This window comes from Pseudomonas sp. R5(2019) (assembly GCF_009905435.1).
GTDB lineage: Bacteria > Pseudomonadota > Gammaproteobacteria > Pseudomonadales > Pseudomonadaceae > Aquipseudomonas.
This window is the reverse complement of the sequence record NZ_JAAAMT010000024.1, coordinates 33219-48031: the sequence shown is the minus strand read 5'-3', so window position 1 is coordinate 48031 and position 14813 is coordinate 33219. Positions and strand designations below refer to the sequence as shown.

Here is a 14813-nt window from a genome sequence, read left to right as displayed (position 1 = left end):
ACAAAAAAAGACGTCCGTGGACGTCTTTAGATGATGAAGTGGTGGAGCCGGGGGGATTTGAACCCCCGTCCGCCAGTACTCCGCTGTCGGTACTACATGCGTAGCCATCTCTATTAAGTTAACCCGCAGCCGCCCGAGGGGCAGGGTGCTTTGGGCGAGTTGTGTAAGTTTTAGCCGCTTCGTCCACAACGTACTGCACGGCGATCCTGTTCTGTATGACAATCACTTTGGGTTTACAGGCATCCCCTGGTGATTGCTGGAGCCGAAGCTACCAGAAGGGCGGGCTCGGCTGCTTACGCAGCGAGAGCGTGACCCTCGAAGGTTTCGTCATTGGCAACTATAGAAAGTTGCAACAGTGGATTTACGAGTTCTGTTACCAACTCGGCATGCACCTAGAGTTTCGTTACCGGCGTCGAATCCTAATCGGCCCCATTTTCTGCTCTAGCCCGACCGTTTTGGCAGTCAGGCCTCGAGTATATGCCGATTCGCAAACGAAGTCGAATCGCTTACTGGGGTTCATCCTTTGCTTTTTTGCTGGTCGAGCAGAATCCGGATGCCCTTTTCGGATTCGGTGACGCAGGTAGCCGTATCACCTTTGGCCCTGGCCGCTTTTGCTGCCATCTGGTGAGCCTTCAAATCATCGGTTTTCGCTTCGCCCACCCGCGGATTTTGCGAGATACCGTCTTTGAGGGTTTGCAACTTGGCATCGCAGTTGTCGTCGGCAGCAAACACCGGGGAAGCCAACAACACAGAGGCAATGAACAAGCCGGAAATCGCGCTACGCATCATGTGACTCTCCTTTACAGAAAGTGACCCCGCCTGCACAGGTGAGGCAGGTGGGGCAGGCTGGCCCCAGGTGTCGGGACTTATCTACATGGACTGCGCCGTGGTCCGAGGGTTCTGCGGGCTGCTCGCAATTTGACACGCTGGGGGTAGGAGCATGGCTTGCCAGCGATAGGGACGCCGCAGTGTGTCCATTACGACGTCTCGCGGGCAAGCCCGGCTCCTACAGTGCCCGCGGCTGTGTCACCCGGTCCACCAGATAGACCAGGCCGTGGTAGTCGATACCGCCATGATTGGACAGGCCGATCTCGCAGGTGCGGCTGGTGGAGATCCCTTCACTGCAATACTGCACCGCATCCTTGAGGCTGCGCAGCGAGTGAGCATTGAGTTCTGGCGTGGTGAAGCCCTTGTCACCGGCAAACCCGCAGCAATGAATGCCTTCGGGGATCACCACCTGGTTGCTGCAACGGCGGGCCAGATCAATCAAGGCCTGGCTTTCGCCCAGGTGCTGGGTGCTGCAGGTGACATGCACGGCGATCGGCGCGTCCTGCGGGGTAAACTCCAGTTTGTCCATCAGGTGGGTGCGGATAAAGCGTACCGGGTCATAGAGGTCCAGGCGGGTATCGCCCAAGTCCTGGACCAGGCGCAAGGTGCAGGGGCTGGTGTCACAGTAGATCGGATCGAGGCCGCCGCGGCTGGCATGCAGCAGGGCGCCGATCAGTTCCTGGCGCTTGTGTTCGGCCTGTTCGGCGTAGCCTTTGGAGGCGAACGGTTGGCCGCAGCAGAGGCTTTCCTGGTTGTCCGGGAAGATCACTTGGTAGCCGGCTTTTTCCAGCAGGCCACGGGTTTTATCCAGCAGCGAGGTTTGCTCGCGGTCTCCCGCCGCCGGGCCCATGACCCGCGATACGCAGGCGGCCAGGTAGACCACCCTTGGCCGCGCATCCTGGGTCGGTGGGCTGAAGCGGATAGGCCGCTGCGGTTGCGGCATGGCTGTGGTCCATTGCGGCACACGCCCTTTTGACGCTTTGCTGAGCGAGGCGGATAGACGAGCCAGGCGCGGGGCACCCAGCAGCATCCGAGCGCCATTGGCCACATGCAGGGTCAGGCGGGCACCTTGCAGTGCCGTGCCGAAGTGCTCGGCCAGCCAGTTGGCGGATCGGGTGTGGTCAGCACTTCGTGCACGCAGCTTTTTCACCAACTCGCCGGTGTTGATGCCCACCGGGCAACGTTGGGCGCACAGGCCAGTCGCCGCACAGGTGTCGATGCCCTGGTACTGGTAATCGCGCTCCAACCTGGATGTGTCTTCACCCCGGCGCTTTCTGGCCTGAATATCGCGCCACATCACAATGCGCTGGCGCGGGCTCAAGGTCAGCCCCTTGGAGGGGCAGACCGGCTCGCAAAAGCCGCACTCGATGCATTTGTCGACGATTTCATCGGCCGCCGGCAACGGCTTGAGGTGTTTGAGGTGGATCTGTGGGTCTTCGCTCAAGACCACGTCCGGGTTAAGGATGCCAGCGGGATCAAGCAAGCGTTTCAGTTGCCACATCAGCTGATAGGCATCAGCCCCCCATTCCAGCTCGACAAAGGGCGCCATGTTGCGGCCGGTGCCATGCTCGGCCTTGAGCGAGCCACCGAACTCGACGGCCACCAGCTGCGCAACGTCGTCCATGAACGACTGATAGCGGCTGACTTCTTCAGCGCTGTTGAAGCCTTGGGTAAAAACAAAGTGCAGGTTGCCTTCCAGTGCATGGCCGAACAGGATCGCTTCGTCGTAGTGATGCTTGTCGAACAGTGCAATCAGGCGGTTGACGCCAGCGGCCAGCCGCTCGACGGGGAAGGTGACGTCTTCGATGATGACCGTGGTGCCGGTTCTGCGCACCGCGCCCACGGCCGGAAAGGTGTCTTTACGGATCGCCCACAGGCGGGCGTTTTCTTGCGGATCTTCAGTGAAGTCGACCTGTTTTTCGACCGGGAAGTCGGCCAGTGAGGTCATGATTCGCGCCAATTGTTCATGCAACAGCGACTGCGAGGCTGCGCGGGATTCGATCAGCAAGGCGCAGGCATTGGCAGACAGCTGTTGCACAAACGCCGGCATGCCGGGCTTGTTCTGGACCGAGCGCAGGCTGCGGCGGTCGAGCAGCTCAACGGCGGAGACCGGTTGGCTTTTCAGCACGGTCACAGCATTGCAGCAAGTCTCGACATCGGGGAATACGATCAGCGCGGAAGCCTTGTTCGGATGATCGATAACGGTGTCGTAGGTGACGGCGCTGATAAAACCCAGCGTGCCTTCAGAGCCGACCAGCAGATGGCTGAGCATTTCCAGCGGTTCGTCGTAGTCGACCAGTGCATTGAGGGAAAGGCCGGTGGTGTTCTTCAGTCGGTATTTGTGGCGGATCTTGTCGGCAAGTTCGGTATTGGCTCGGGTCTGCCGGCCGAGCCTGGCCAATTCTTCCAGCAGCATTCTGTGGCTGGCGCGAAAGGCGGCGACACTGGCGGCGTCTTCGGTGTCCAGGCGCGTGCCATCGGCCAGCACCAGGCGCATGCCTGCCAGCGTGTGATAAGTGTTCTGAGCCGTACCGCAGCACATGCCGCTGGCATTGTTGGCGACAATGCCGCCGATCTTGCAGGCGTTGATCGATGCCGGGTCCGGCCCGATCTTGCGTCCAAAGGGCGCGAGCCAGGCGTTGGCCTGGGCGCCAATCACACCCGGTTGCAATCGGATCTGGGTGCCCTGGCCACGGATTTCCCGGCCATTCCAGTTATCGCCGAGCACGATCAGCACGGAGTCGCTGATGGCCTGGCCAGACAGGCTGGTACCGGCCGCCCGGAAGGTCACGGGCACCTGTTCGCGTTGTGCGTACTTGAGCAGTGCCACGACTTCGTCCTCGGACTCGACCCGCACCACCAGCTTGGGAATCAGCCGGTAGAAGCTGGCGTCAGTACCGAACGCCAGGGTTGAGGTTGGATCGTCGAAGCGGCGCTCAGGTGGAATCAGACGTTCAATTTCATGCAAAAAGGCAGCGGGCAGGCTCATTGGTCCTCCAGGATCAACACCACCAGATCTTTCGGGCCGTGAGCGCCATAGGCCAGTACCTGTTCGATATCGGCCGTTTTGGACGGGCCGGAAATCAGCAAGGCATTGGTCGGCATGCCTGCCGCCCAGTGTTGCTGCTGCTGGACCTGATAAAGGTTGTCATGAATCTGGCTGGCCTTGAGCAGGGCGAAGTGTACCGGTGGCACCAGGCTCATCAGGCGCGGCTCTTCGCGGGTTGGCCAGACGATCAGACTGCCGGTGGCGGCAATCGCACCCAGGGTGGTGGTCAGGCTGGCCGAGGTGTCATTGAACAGCTCGGCTTTCCATTCTTCCACGGGCCGGTCGTAGGCTTTGAGTGTTGGCAGGTTGGGCTGTTGCTGCCAGAAGTCGGTGACGCGCTGGCCATGCTCAGTGCTCGGGGCAATCAACAGGTCAGGCAGTTGGCGATCAATCAGCAATTGCGCGAGCAGGGCGGGCCAGTCCTGTGCCGTGGTCATATGGATCTCGGTGTGAACCGCTTCCATCAGCTTGCGCAACTGGGCGATGCGTTGCTCGGGGGCGTAGCTCCACGGCGCGGTCACCAGCGTTTCGTCGAAGTTGTCTGCTACCGGGGTAGTGCCTTCCAGGCTTTTGCGCAGTTTGGCGAGGATGTTCTGTTTGCTGCTCATCGACGGGTCTCCTGCTTGGCCAGGTGTTCGCGGGCCATTTCATGCAACGAGCGGGCGGCCGGTTTCGGTGCGCTGTGGTTTTGCGTCCAGGGGCCGATCTTGCTGGGGGTCAGGTTTCGCAGGCGGGTGGCGAAGAAGCCGAACAGCCGATAAAGCATCGGTGAGCGGTTGAGCCTGGCCCAGGCGTTCCAGAGCAATCGCTCCTTGCGCGAGTACTTGCTGCCCTGACCGCGCATGACCTGATGCGGATTGTCCGGCGCCTTGACGTTCTCTTCGCGCAGGCGACGCAGCAGTGCCGGAATCGGGATCTTCACCGGGCACACTTCGCCACAGGCACCGCACAGCGAAGAGGCACTCGGATGATCGGGCACCTTGGCCAGGCCCACCATGTGAGGCGTGATGATTTTGCCGATCGGGCCCGGGTAGACCTCGCCATAGGCGTGCCCGCCAATCCGGGTGTAGACCGGGCAGTGGTTCATGCAGGCGCCGCAGCGGATGCAATTGAGGGTCTGGCGCAATTCGCTGTCGGCAAAGGCCTGGCTGCGACCGTTGTCGAGCAGCACCAGGTGCACTTCTTGCGGGCCGTCGAGCTCATGGGCCTTGCGCGGGCCGGAGATCATATTGACGTAGGTGGTGATCGGAATGCCAAGCGCCGAGCGGGTCAGCAGCGACAGCAGCGGCACGGTGTCGCGCAGGTTCTCGACCACTTTTTCTATGCCGGTAACCGCAATATGCACTGGCGGTACGGTCGTGGACATGCGGCCGTTGCCCTCGTTTTCCACCAGCAGCAGGGTGCCGGTTTCGGCGACGGCGAAGTTGACGCCGGAAACGCCGATGTCCGCTTCAAAGAACTTCTGACGCAGTACCCTGCGCCCGATCTGAATAAGGTGGTCGACATCCTTGGTGTACTCCACGCCAAGTTTGTCGTGGAACAAGGATGCGACCTGGCCGGCATTCTTGTGGATCGCCGGCATAATAATGTGAGAGGGCTTTTCGTTATCCAGCTGGACGATGAACTCGCCCATGTCCGACTCCAGGCACTCAATGCCCTGAGCCCCGAGGACATGGTTCATTTCCATCTCTTCGCTGACCATCGATTTGCCTTTGATCACTTGCCGCGCCTCGTGAGCACGGATGATCGAGAGGACGATGCCATTGGCTTCGTCCACCGTTTCCGCCCAGTGCACATGCACACCGTTGCGGGTCAGGTTCTGTTCCAGTCGCTCGAGCAAGTCGGGCAGCTTGGATAAAGCGCGTGCGCGAATGGCATTACCCAGTGCGCGCAATTGTTCCCGTTCGCCCGCATCGCTGAAGGCGTTGGCGCGTTTGGTCATCAGCGAGTCCATGGCACTGCGGAAGTTGTTTCGCAGTTGCGCATCGCCCAGCGCACGATGAGCCCGGGTACGGAAATCCTCTTCGACCTGGACTGTTGGTATCAGCGGTTGCGCGCTCATTGGCCGCCTCCGGTACGTTGCCAGAGAAAGCTCGCCAGGTGGGTACCGCGTAACGCTTGCTGCTGTTTCTCGAAGGCCCCGTTGATGTTCATCAGGCAGCCGCAATCGGCGCTGATCACCTGGTGCGCACCGGACTCTTTCAGGGCGCGGGTTTTATCCGCGACCATCGCTCCGGAAATGTCTGGCATCCGAACGCTGAATGTCCCACCAAAGCCACAGCATTCACTTTCATGGCTGTGCTCGACCCGCTCCACATTGCCCAGCTGCGCCAGCAGGGCGCGGCCGTGCAGGTGGGTGTTCATCTCCCGACGTGCAGAGCAGGAGGTGTGCAGCGCCACCTTGACCGGTTCGCCGCTGTCCTTGAACTGCACGTGGCAGACGTTGAGCAGAAACTCCGCCAACTCGTAGGTCCGCTCCGCCAGTGCCTGGACTTTTTCCAACACCGCAGGCTCGTCCTTGAACAAATCGGCATAGTGTTCGCGCAGCATGCCAGCACAGGAACCGGAAGGCACGACCACCGGATAATCTTCGGCAAACAGCGCCAGCTGGGCCCTGGCCACATCCCGGGCCTGATCGGTGTAACCGCTGGTGTAGGCCGGTTGACCGCAGCAGCTTTGCCCTTGTGGGTACTCGACGCGAATGCCTTCGCGTTCAAGCAGATGAATCGCGTCCATGCCCGCTTCGGGATAGAACAGGTCAACCACGCAGGTGCCGAACAGGTAGACCCGTGCCGGTTTCTGCCGAGGATAGTGACGCGGTTCGCGCAAGGGCGGTGCGACGCGGGTGGCGTTTGGCACAGCGTTATAAAAGAGCTCGCTCATCAGGCAGTTCTCCGGGTGGGCCCGGTTATTCGTCCGACGAGGCTGCTGAAGATAGTTGGTGAAACTTTCAGCAGCCTTGCAGACCGGGGTTGGATCAGCTGGCATCCGTGTTCCGATGCCAGATTTTTTACGGGGTGTATTCAGCGCTATCAGTGCACCAGCATGCCGGTCAGCCAATAGGCCTGAATCAAGGTGATCAAACCGACGATCGTTGCAAAGAACAGGCTGTGCTTGAGGGTGAAGCGGAACAGGTCCGATTCTTTGCCTACCAGGCCGGTTGCAGCACAGGCCACAGCGATCGATTGCGGGGAAATCATCTTGCCGGTGACACCACCGCTGGTGTTGGCCGCCACCAGCAAGGTGTCGTTAACTCCGATCTGGTGTGCCGTGGTGGCTTGCAGCGAACTGAACAGGGCGTTGGACGAGGTGTCGGAGCCTGTCAGGAACACGCCCAGCCAGCCGAGGAACGGCGAGAAGAACGGGAAGGCAGCGCCGGTGCCTGCCAGGACCAGCGCCAGGGTCGACGACATGCCCGAATAGTTGGTGACGAAGGCAAAGGCCAGCACCATACCAATCGACAGAATCGGCCAGCGCAGCTCGTAGAAGGTTTCCTTTAAAGTGGTCAGACCAGTTTTGAGATTGATCTTCAGAACAATCATCGAGATGACTGCCGAGAAGAAAATTGCCGTACCGGTAGCCGAAATCGGGTCCAGCTTGAAGACGGCTGGAATCGCCGTTGGCGCGGCAACGATCGGTGCAGTCTTGATCACCAACTGGTCCAGATGCGGGATGGCAATGTTGAACACCCAGCTGTACATGGAGCCGCCAGCGGCAAACATCGCCTTGAAGGGCTTCAGAGTCCAAATGGTGACCAGTACGGTCAGGATCAGGAACGGCGACCAGGCTATGAAAATCTCGCCCAGGCTGTAGGGCGAAGCCGGGGTGGTGCGCTGTGCACCAAAGCCACCGGTGCTTTTCACCGCGGCTGCACCGACACTGGCGCCGACCATTTCAGCATTGTGCTTGGGCTGCCAGACCTTGAGGAACAGAGTCAGGGAAATCAGGCTGGCCAAAGCCGAGGTGATGTCCGGCAGTTCCGGTCCGATGAAGTTTGAGGTGAAGTATTGAGTCACGGCGAAGCTGAAGCCGGCCACCAATGCGGCTGGCCAGGTTTCTTTGACACCCCTCACGCCGTCCATCATGAACACCAGCCAGAACGGCACGAACATCGACAGCAGTGGCAGTTGGCGACCGGTCATGGCACCAATCTTGAACGCGTCAATGCCGGTGACCTGACCGGCCACGATGATCGGAATGCCCAGTGCACCAAACGCCACGGGCGCGGTGTTGGCAATCAGGCACAGGCCGGCCGCATACAGGGGGTTGAAACCCAGGCCTACCAGCAGCGCAGCGGTGATGGCCACCGGGGCGCCGAAACCGGCAGCACCTTCCAGAAACGCACCGAAGCAGAAGCCGATCAGCAACACTTGCAGGCGCTGGTCATCGGTAATTGACAGCACCGAGCTGCGGATTACTTCGAACTGGCCGCTTTTGACCGTCAGTTTGTACAGAAACACGGCCGCGACAATGATCCAGGCGATCGGCCAAAGCCCATAGGCAAATCCATAGCCGGCGGCGGCCAAGGCCATATCGGCGGGCATTCCGAAGGCGAAGATCGCCACCAGAATCGACAGTGCCAGGGTGATGCTTCCGGCGACGTGGCCTTTGAGGCGGAACACGGCCAGGGCCAGGAAGAAGAACACGATGGGGATGACTGCCGCCAATGCGGACAGGCCAAGACTACCAAGCGGACTATAGAGTTGTTGCCAGGTTTGCATATGGGGTGGCCCCTAATTGTTGTTGGTCAGGCCGTCATTGGATAATTGGTAATACCAATTTACAATGTCGTGGCGCTAGGTTAGAGGCCTTGCAGGGCATGTGTCAATTTGAAGCGCTACAACTTTCGTCGGAAGGCGTAGTTCGCGTCTGTCTGAGTTGTAGGCAAAAGCGAAATCTGATGGGTGTCGGCGCGGGCGCAATAGGCCAGAATAGGCAGCCCCCATTGCAGCGGGGCATGTGGAGAATGAGTGATGGTTTTCGATCAGGTCCGCCAACGCCGTTTGTCCGACGATATTGTCGAGCGGCTTGAAGGGATGATTCTTGAAGGGACGTTGAAGGCCGGCGAGCGGTTGCCGGCCGAGCGCGTTTTGTCCGAGCAATTCGGCGTTTCGCGACCGTCCTTGCGTGAAGCCATTCAGAAATTGGTGGCCAAAGGCATGCTGGTCAGTCGCCAAGGGGGTGGTAACTATGTAGTGGAGTCGCTGGGCTCAACCTTCAGCGATCCGCTGCTGCAGTTGCTGGAAAACAACCCGGAAGCGCAGCGGGACTTGCTTGAGTTTCGCCATACGCTGGAAGCTTCGTGCGCGTACTACGCGGCCATGCGTGCAACCGACCTGGACCGCGAGCGGTTGAAGGCAGCCTTCGATGTACTACAGGATTGCTATTCGCGGGCCGATGAGGTCAGTCGTGCCGAAGAGGGTGTGGCCGATGCCCGCTTCCACTTGGCGATCGCCGAAGCCAGTCATAACGCGGTGTTGCTGCACACCATTCGTGGCCTGTTCGACTTGCTCAAGCGCAACGTGGTGACCAACATCGGCGGGATGTACAAGCAGCGCACGGAAACCCGCGACATGCTGATCGCTCAGCACCGAGAGTTGTATCTGGCAATTATCGAAGGGCGAGCAGAAGAGGCTCGTGCAGTGTCGAGCCGGCACATTTTGTACGTGCAGGAGGTGCTCGAAGAAGTGCGCCAGCAGGCCCAGCGTGAAGCCCGGGCGGAGCGGCGCAAGGGACTCTAGCATTTTCGTATGCTTATTCGCGGATAAATCCGCTCCCACATTCCCCGCTCAACATCACTGGGCGTGCTTTATTGTGGGAGCGGATTTATCCGCGAAGCTTTAGAAGCTTCGCTTAAGCAACTGACGGCGTCATTCGTCCTTGCCTTTGCTACGTACGGCACGCTGCAGTTCGCGATCGGAATCACGCTCGCGCTCGGTGTGGCGCTTGTCGTATTCCTTCTTGCCTTTGCCCAGGGCAATTTCGCACTTGATCAAGTGCTTGCTCCAGTACACCGACAAGGCGACGCAGGTGTAGCCTTTTTGCTGCACGGCCGCGTGGATCCGGTCCAGCTCGCGGTGGTTGAGCAATAGTTTACGGGTACGCGTCGGGTCGGCGATGACATGCGTGCTGGCGGCTGTCAGCGGTGTGATATGGCTACCCATCAGCCAAGCCTCACCGTCCTTGAGCACAACGTAGCTGTCGATCAAATGCGCCTTGCCGGCACGCAGACTTTTTACTTCCCAACCGGCCAGGACCAGACCGGCCTCGAATTTATGTTCGATGAAGTAATCGTGTCGCGCTTTCTTGTTCTGCGCGATGGTCCCTGTAGGGTGTTTCTTTTGTTTGGCCATAGGGGGCGCATTATAGGCAGTCGATGCTCTGTCGGCTACGGTGTTGCAGCATGCTTGAGCGTCTTGAATGAATACCGGACAATGCGCGCACTTTTCGACGCGCCTTAGGCGCCCATCGGCATTCATGTCACGTTTGCCGCCCAGCTTTGGAAGTGACGCCTGCATGACTACGCATATTCAACGTTCGGCCCTGCTGCCTTATCCCGCCAGGGCCCTGTACGACCTGGTCAATGATGTCGCGCGCTATCCCGAGTTTCTGCCGTGGTGCTCGACGGCGACCGTGCTTGAGGCCAGTAAAGAGCAGATGCGGGCCAGTCTCAAGGTCGCCAAGGGCGGGGTCAGCCAGCAATTCGTCACCCGCAATACCCTGGTGCCGGGGCAGTCGATCGAGATGAACCTGGAAGAGGGGCCTTTCAATCAGCTCCACGGCCTGTGGACCTTCAAGCCTCTCGGGGAAAAAGCCTGCAAGATCAGCCTCGATCTGTCATTCGATTACGCCGGCCCGCTGGTGCGCGCCACGCTGGGGCCGTTGTTCAATCAGGCAGCCAATACCCTGGTCGATGCGTTCTGCCAGCGGGCCAAGCAACTGCATGGCTGAGTCTTTGATCGATATTGAAGTGGTCTTCGCAACGCCTGAGCGGCAATTGTTGCTTCAAGTGTCGGTGCCTTCGGGCACCACCCTTCGTGAAGCCGTGCGGTTGAGTGGTATTGCCGAACAGTTTCCCGAGTGGGATGTAGGGGTGTGTGCGCTTGGGGTCTTCGGCAGGGTCATTGCCGACGCGCAGACAAGACCGGTCGAGGTGGGAGATCGAATCGAGATCTATCGGCCTCTGCTGGCAGACCCTAAAGAGGTGCGTCGTTTACGGGCGGCCAAGGCCGCACAGGCCAGGGGTGGAAAATCCTGAACAATAAAAAGCCCGGACATGCCGGGCTTTTTATTGATTGTTGAATTACTGCGGCGAGGTTTCCAGCGGCTGCTGGCTCGGCACAGGCACGACTTCGGCTTCATCCACATCACGCTGGATCTTCTCCAGCAGCGAGCCAGGCTTGGGTGGTGTCTCTGGTTTGGCCTGCTGGGGTTTGCTCTCTACAGGGGCGGTTATGGTAGTGTCGCTTTCGCCGCCAAGGATTGCCTCGTCTTTGCTGACGCCCGGCATGAAATCGCCCGACAGCCCGGCCAATTGATCACTATCATTAAAGAAGATGCTCATGCGTTCCTGCTGGCGTGGACCGCCCCCAGGCTGCTGGCTGTACAAATAGTCCCAGCGATTAGGATGGAACGTATCGGCCAGCAAGGGGTTGCCCATGATAAACCGTACTTGCCGGCGGGTCATTCCCGGGCGTAATTGGTCTATCATGTCCTGCGTGACGACATTGCCCTGCTGGATGTCGATTTTGTAAACCCCGGGGAAGGAACAACCGGCGAGTGCGAGCAGACCCACGAAGGTGAGGCTGGTTAGCAAGAGCTTGGTGTTTTGCATCGGTGGGCGACTTCCACTATCTTGGCTGGACAACGTAAACCCCGATCATACCCGTATTAAGAGAAGCTGCGAAGCAGCATCGGCGAGAAAGCTGACCATGGTTGAAAATAGCGAATTACGAAAAGTCGGCCTCAAGGTGACCCTGCCTCGAGTCAAAATTCTACAGATGCTCGACTCCACCGAGCAGCGTCACATGAGTGCCGAGGATGTCTACAAGGCATTGATGGAAGCGGGTGAGGATGTCGGTCTGGCTACGGTTTACCGGGTTCTGACTCAATTTGAAGCTGCAGGTTTGGTGGTGCGCCACAACTTCGACGGCGGTCACGCAGTTTTCGAACTGGCGGATGGCGGTCACCACGATCACATGGTTAACGTGGACTCCGGCGAAGTGATCGAGTTTTTCGACAGCGAAATCGAGAAGCGCCAGAAAGAGATCGTTGCCGAGCACGGCTTCGAGCTGGTGGACCACAATCTCGTGCTGTACGTACGCAAGAAAAAGTAAGCGCTTCTACTGGCGCATAACGCATAAAGGCGACCCTCGGGTCGCCTTTATGCGTTATGGCGATAGCTTGATCAGGCTTGATCAGGCTTTGGCGGTGACGACCATCTTCTTGGCATGCGCCAAGGATTCCTTGGTCAGGTCGATGCCGCCCAGCATACGGGCAACCTCTTCCACGCGTTCCTGTTTGCTCAGGTTGGCGACGGCGGTGCGGGTGGCGTCGGTGGCGCGGACCTTGTGCACAAAGAGATGATGGTGGCCTTGAGCGGCGACCTGCGGCAGGTGAGTCACCGTCAGCACCTGGCCGCGATCACCGAGTCGGCGCAGCAATTGGCCGACGATCTCTGCGGTCGGGCCGCCAATACCGACGTCGACTTCGTCGAACACCAGGGTTGGAATACGCGATGTTTGTGCAGTGATGACCTGAATGGCCAGGCTGATCCGGGAAAGCTCGCCACCGGAGGCGACTTTTGCCAGGCCTTTGAGTGGCTGGCCAGGGTTGGCGCTCACCAATAACTCAACCTGTTCCAGCCCGTGCGGCAGCAGTTCGCTGCCATTGTTGGGATGCAGCTCGATGCAGAAGCGCCCGCCGGGCATGCCCAGTCGCTGGATTTCCTGCTCCACGGCTTTCGCCAATTGTTCTGCGGCCTGTTGGCGTAACCCGCTCAACTCGCGGGCCTTGTCTTGATAATGGCGCGCATAGGCCGTCAGTTCATCGCCCAGGCGCTCGATCGATTCATCGTTTGCGTTGAGCGTTTCCAGTTCATCCAACAGCTTGTGCTGAAGGCCGGCGACTTCCGTTGGGTGAATTCTATGTTTGCGCGCGAGGGTATAAATGGTATCCAGGCGTTCTTCGAGTTGTTGCAGGCGTGCCGGGTCGGCATCGAAGTGATCAAGGAATCGGTTCAGTTCACCGACGGCTTCTTCTACCTGGATCTGGGCGCTGGCAATGAGATTGGCCGCTTCGCCCAGCGCCGTCGGAGAGTTATGCACAGCGGTCAGTCGGTTCAGACTGACTGTCAGGGCGCTGAGCACGTTGCCGGAATCATTTTCACTGCAATGGTCGATGACCTGGCGACAGATGCCGAACAGCGCTTCGGCATTGGTCAGGTTTTTGTGCTCCTGTTCCAGTTGCTCCAGCTCGTTTTCGCCCAGGCCCAGGTTTTCCAGTTCTTCGAGTTGATAGCTGAGTAACTGATGGCGTGCGCGCTGTTCTTCACCAGAGTTGGACAGCCGATCGAGTTCCTGGCGGGTCTGCTTCCAGCGCTGGGCAGCGAGTTGAACCTGGCGGGACAGATCGGTCGCCCCCGCGAATTCATCCAGCAAGCGCCGGTGGGTATCGGTTTTGAGCAGCGACTGGTGCTCGTGCTGGCTGTGGATATCAATCAGCAACTCTCCCAGCGCCTTGAGGTCGCCCAGTGGGCAGGGCGAGCCATTGATATACCCGCGCGAACGGCCCTCGGCGGTGATGACCCGGCGCAGGATGCATGGCCCTTCGCTGTCCAGGTCGCGCTCAGCGAGCCACGCCCGTGCTTCTGGAATATCGCTCAGGTCGAACGTGGCCAGGATGTCGGCCTTGTCGGCACCGGGGCGCACCACGCCACTGTCGGCACGATCGCCGAGCGTCAGGCCGAGCGCATCGAGCATGATCGATTTGCCTGCACCGGTTTCCCCGGTAATGACGCTCATGCCACGGGCGAGCTCCAGGTCAAGATGTTCGACGATGGCGTAGTTGTGTACGGACAGGTGCACCAGCATGCGGGCGGCTTCCAGGTGTTAAGTCTGGTTATTTATACAGTGTTTTGTTTCGCGTTGACAATGGCCTGCCTTAGCTCGATTTGGCTGCGTTTGATCTGTTGGTTATCGCAAAAGGGGCATCAAGGTTCTGCTACTTGTGTCATCTCGCCCCTTGAAGCTTGAAATTGCGGCCCCATATACCGGGGCAGATGTGCGAGTCGAGCTCGCTGACGATATTCAAAGGAGAACACTATGGCTGACGAACAGATTCTGGACGAACAGAATCCAGACGCTAACCAGGCCGCCGAATCCGCCGGCGGTGCAGACTTGACCGCGCGCGTGCAAGTGCTTGAAGAGCAACTGGCCGCCGCCCAGGATCAATCGCTGCGGGTCGCGGCCGACCTGCAGAACGTCCGCCGCCGTGCCGAGCAGGACGTCGAAAAGGCGCACAAGTTCGCGTTGGAAAAGTTTGCCGGTGACCTGCTGCCGGTCATCGACAGTCTGGAGCGTGGGTTGGAGCTTTCGAACCCGGATGACGAGAGCATTCGTCCGATGCGCGAAGGGATCGAACTGACCCTGAAAATGTTCCAGGACACCCTCAAGCGTTACAACCTTGAAGCCCTGGACCCGCACGGCGAACCCTTCAATGCCGAGCACCATCAGGCGATGGCCATGCAGGAAAGCGCCGACGTCGAACCCAACAGCGTTCTCAAGGTTTTCCAGAAGGGCTACCAGCTCAATGGGCGTTTGCTGCGCCCGGCCATGGTTGTGGTCAGCAAGGCGCCCGCACCGGTTTCGCCATCGATCGACGAGCAGGCTTGAAATCGGCCAAGTGGCCCCCATTTAGATGTCAAGCGTAAAAGTGC

14 protein-coding genes and 1 other RNA gene are annotated in these 14813 nt (G+C 59.4%); 5 read left to right on the top strand and 10 right to left on the bottom strand.

Annotated elements, in window-relative coordinates; genetic code table 11:
* Positions 1 to 39: 39 nt before the first annotated feature.
* The 7 genes from ssrA to GUY40_RS16550 form a co-directional block, all read right to left on the bottom strand.
* Positions 40 to 431: a transfer-messenger RNA gene (gene ssrA, locus GUY40_RS16580) on the bottom strand.
* 85 nt (positions 432 to 516) lie between these two features.
* Positions 517 to 786 carry a hypothetical protein gene (locus GUY40_RS16575; RefSeq protein ID WP_166569991.1) on the bottom strand — a complete coding sequence of 90 codons (270 nt, stop codon included), beginning with the start codon at positions 784 to 786 and terminating at the stop codon, positions 517 to 519.
* A gap of 220 nt (positions 787 to 1006) precedes the next feature.
* Positions 1007 to 3817: an FAD-binding and (Fe-S)-binding domain-containing protein gene (locus GUY40_RS16570; protein ID WP_166569990.1), complete on the bottom strand. Its 2811-nt coding sequence runs from the start codon at positions 3815 to 3817 to the stop codon at positions 1007 to 1009.
* On the bottom strand, positions 3814 to 4485 hold the full coding sequence (locus tag GUY40_RS16565) for a lactate utilization protein (protein ID WP_166569989.1): 672 nt from the start codon (positions 4483 to 4485) through the stop codon (positions 3814 to 3816). The genes GUY40_RS16570 and GUY40_RS16565 overlap by 4 nt, the downstream gene beginning before the upstream one ends.
* Positions 4482 to 5939, bottom strand: a complete 1458-nt coding sequence (locus GUY40_RS16560) for a LutB/LldF family L-lactate oxidation iron-sulfur protein (RefSeq protein ID WP_166569988.1) — start codon at positions 5937 to 5939, stop codon at positions 4482 to 4484. The genes GUY40_RS16565 and GUY40_RS16560 overlap by 4 nt, the downstream gene beginning before the upstream one ends.
* On the bottom strand, positions 5936 to 6760 hold the full coding sequence (locus GUY40_RS16555; protein ID WP_166569987.1) for a (Fe-S)-binding protein: 825 nt from the start codon (positions 6758 to 6760) through the stop codon (positions 5936 to 5938). The genes GUY40_RS16560 and GUY40_RS16555 overlap by 4 nt, the downstream gene beginning before the upstream one ends.
* Before the next feature lie 149 nt (positions 6761 to 6909).
* On the bottom strand, positions 6910 to 8598 hold the full coding sequence (locus tag GUY40_RS16550; protein WP_166569986.1) for a lactate permease LctP family transporter: 1689 nt from the start codon (positions 8596 to 8598) through the stop codon (positions 6910 to 6912).
* A gap of 252 nt (positions 8599 to 8850) precedes the next feature.
* Here GUY40_RS16550 and GUY40_RS16545 point away from each other — a divergent pair, with 252 nt between their 5' ends.
* Complete coding sequence (locus tag GUY40_RS16545; protein WP_166570014.1) at positions 8851 to 9618, top strand: FCD domain-containing protein; 768 nt, start codon at positions 8851 to 8853, stop codon at positions 9616 to 9618.
* Between the two features lie 129 nt (positions 9619 to 9747).
* Here the strand turns inward: GUY40_RS16545 and smpB are convergent, their stop codons facing one another.
* On the bottom strand, positions 9748 to 10230 hold the full coding sequence (smpB, locus tag GUY40_RS16540; RefSeq protein ID WP_166569985.1) for an SsrA-binding protein SmpB: 483 nt from the start codon (positions 10228 to 10230) through the stop codon (positions 9748 to 9750).
* Between the two features lie 163 nt (positions 10231 to 10393).
* Here smpB and GUY40_RS16535 point away from each other — a divergent pair, with 163 nt between their 5' ends.
* Both GUY40_RS16535 and GUY40_RS16530 read left to right on the top strand, forming a co-directional pair.
* Positions 10394 to 10828 carry a type II toxin-antitoxin system RatA family toxin gene (locus GUY40_RS16535; RefSeq protein ID WP_166569984.1) on the top strand — a complete coding sequence of 145 codons (435 nt, stop codon included), beginning with the start codon at positions 10394 to 10396 and terminating at the stop codon, positions 10826 to 10828.
* Complete coding sequence (locus GUY40_RS16530; protein ID WP_166569983.1) at positions 10821 to 11135, top strand: RnfH family protein; 315 nt, start codon at positions 10821 to 10823, stop codon at positions 11133 to 11135. Before GUY40_RS16535 ends, GUY40_RS16530 begins: the two co-directional genes overlap by 8 nt.
* A gap of 45 nt (positions 11136 to 11180) precedes the next feature.
* Here the strand turns inward: GUY40_RS16530 and GUY40_RS16525 are convergent, their stop codons facing one another.
* On the bottom strand, positions 11181 to 11711 hold the full coding sequence (locus GUY40_RS16525) for an outer membrane protein assembly factor BamE (protein ID WP_166569982.1): 531 nt from the start codon (positions 11709 to 11711) through the stop codon (positions 11181 to 11183).
* A gap of 97 nt (positions 11712 to 11808) precedes the next feature.
* Between GUY40_RS16525 and fur the strand changes: the two genes are divergently transcribed.
* A complete protein-coding gene (fur, locus tag GUY40_RS16520; protein WP_166569981.1) occupies positions 11809 to 12213 on the top strand; it encodes a ferric iron uptake transcriptional regulator in 405 nt (134 codons plus the stop codon).
* 81 nt (positions 12214 to 12294) lie between these two features.
* On the opposite strand, the gene recN is transcribed toward fur, so the two are convergent.
* Positions 12295 to 13968 (bottom strand): DNA repair protein RecN, encoded by a 1674-nt coding sequence (recN, locus tag GUY40_RS16515; RefSeq protein ID WP_166569980.1) that lies wholly within the window; start codon positions 13966 to 13968, stop codon positions 12295 to 12297.
* A 231-nt stretch (positions 13969 to 14199) separates the two neighbouring features.
* Here recN and grpE point away from each other — a divergent pair, with 231 nt between their 5' ends.
* Entirely contained in the window at positions 14200 to 14769 is a 570-nt protein-coding gene (gene grpE, locus GUY40_RS16510) for a nucleotide exchange factor GrpE (RefSeq protein ID WP_166569979.1), read from the top strand.
* The last annotated feature ends 44 nt before the right edge of the window (positions 14770 to 14813 follow it).

What these genes read in the sequence shown, in the direction of transcription:
- GUY40_RS16575 (WP_166569991.1), bottom strand. Translation starts at nt 786, where the DNA reads ATGCGTAGCGCGATTTCCGGCTTGTTCATTGCCTCTGTGTTGTTGGCT.
- GUY40_RS16570 (WP_166569990.1), bottom strand. Translation starts at nt 3,817, where the DNA reads ATGAGCCTGCCCGCTGCCTTTTTGCATGAAATTGAACGTCTGATTCCA.
- GUY40_RS16565 (WP_166569989.1), bottom strand. Translation starts at nt 4,485, where the DNA reads ATGAGCAGCAAACAGAACATCCTCGCCAAACTGCGCAAAAGCCTGGAA.
- GUY40_RS16560 (WP_166569988.1), bottom strand. Translation starts at nt 5,939, where the DNA reads ATGAGCGCGCAACCGCTGATACCAACAGTCCAGGTCGAAGAGGATTTC.
- GUY40_RS16555 (WP_166569987.1), bottom strand. Translation starts at nt 6,760, where the DNA reads ATGAGCGAGCTCTTTTATAACGCTGTGCCAAACGCCACCCGCGTCGCA.
- GUY40_RS16550 (WP_166569986.1), bottom strand. Translation starts at nt 8,598, where the DNA reads ATGCAAACCTGGCAACAACTCTATAGTCCGCTTGGTAGTCTTGGCCTG.
- GUY40_RS16545 (WP_166570014.1), top strand. Translation starts at nt 8,851, where the DNA reads ATGGTTTTCGATCAGGTCCGCCAACGCCGTTTGTCCGACGATATTGTC.
- smpB (WP_166569985.1), bottom strand. Translation starts at nt 10,230, where the DNA reads ATGGCCAAACAAAAGAAACACCCTACAGGGACCATCGCGCAGAACAAG.
- GUY40_RS16535 (WP_166569984.1), top strand. Translation starts at nt 10,394, where the DNA reads ATGACTACGCATATTCAACGTTCGGCCCTGCTGCCTTATCCCGCCAGG.
- GUY40_RS16530 (WP_166569983.1), top strand. Translation starts at nt 10,821, where the DNA reads ATGGCTGAGTCTTTGATCGATATTGAAGTGGTCTTCGCAACGCCTGAG.
- GUY40_RS16525 (WP_166569982.1), bottom strand. Translation starts at nt 11,711, where the DNA reads ATGCAAAACACCAAGCTCTTGCTAACCAGCCTCACCTTCGTGGGTCTG.
- fur (WP_166569981.1), top strand. Translation starts at nt 11,809, where the DNA reads ATGGTTGAAAATAGCGAATTACGAAAAGTCGGCCTCAAGGTGACCCTG.
- recN (WP_166569980.1), bottom strand. Translation starts at nt 13,968, where the DNA reads ATGCTGGTGCACCTGTCCGTACACAACTACGCCATCGTCGAACATCTT.
- grpE (WP_166569979.1), top strand. Translation starts at nt 14,200, where the DNA reads ATGGCTGACGAACAGATTCTGGACGAACAGAATCCAGACGCTAACCAG.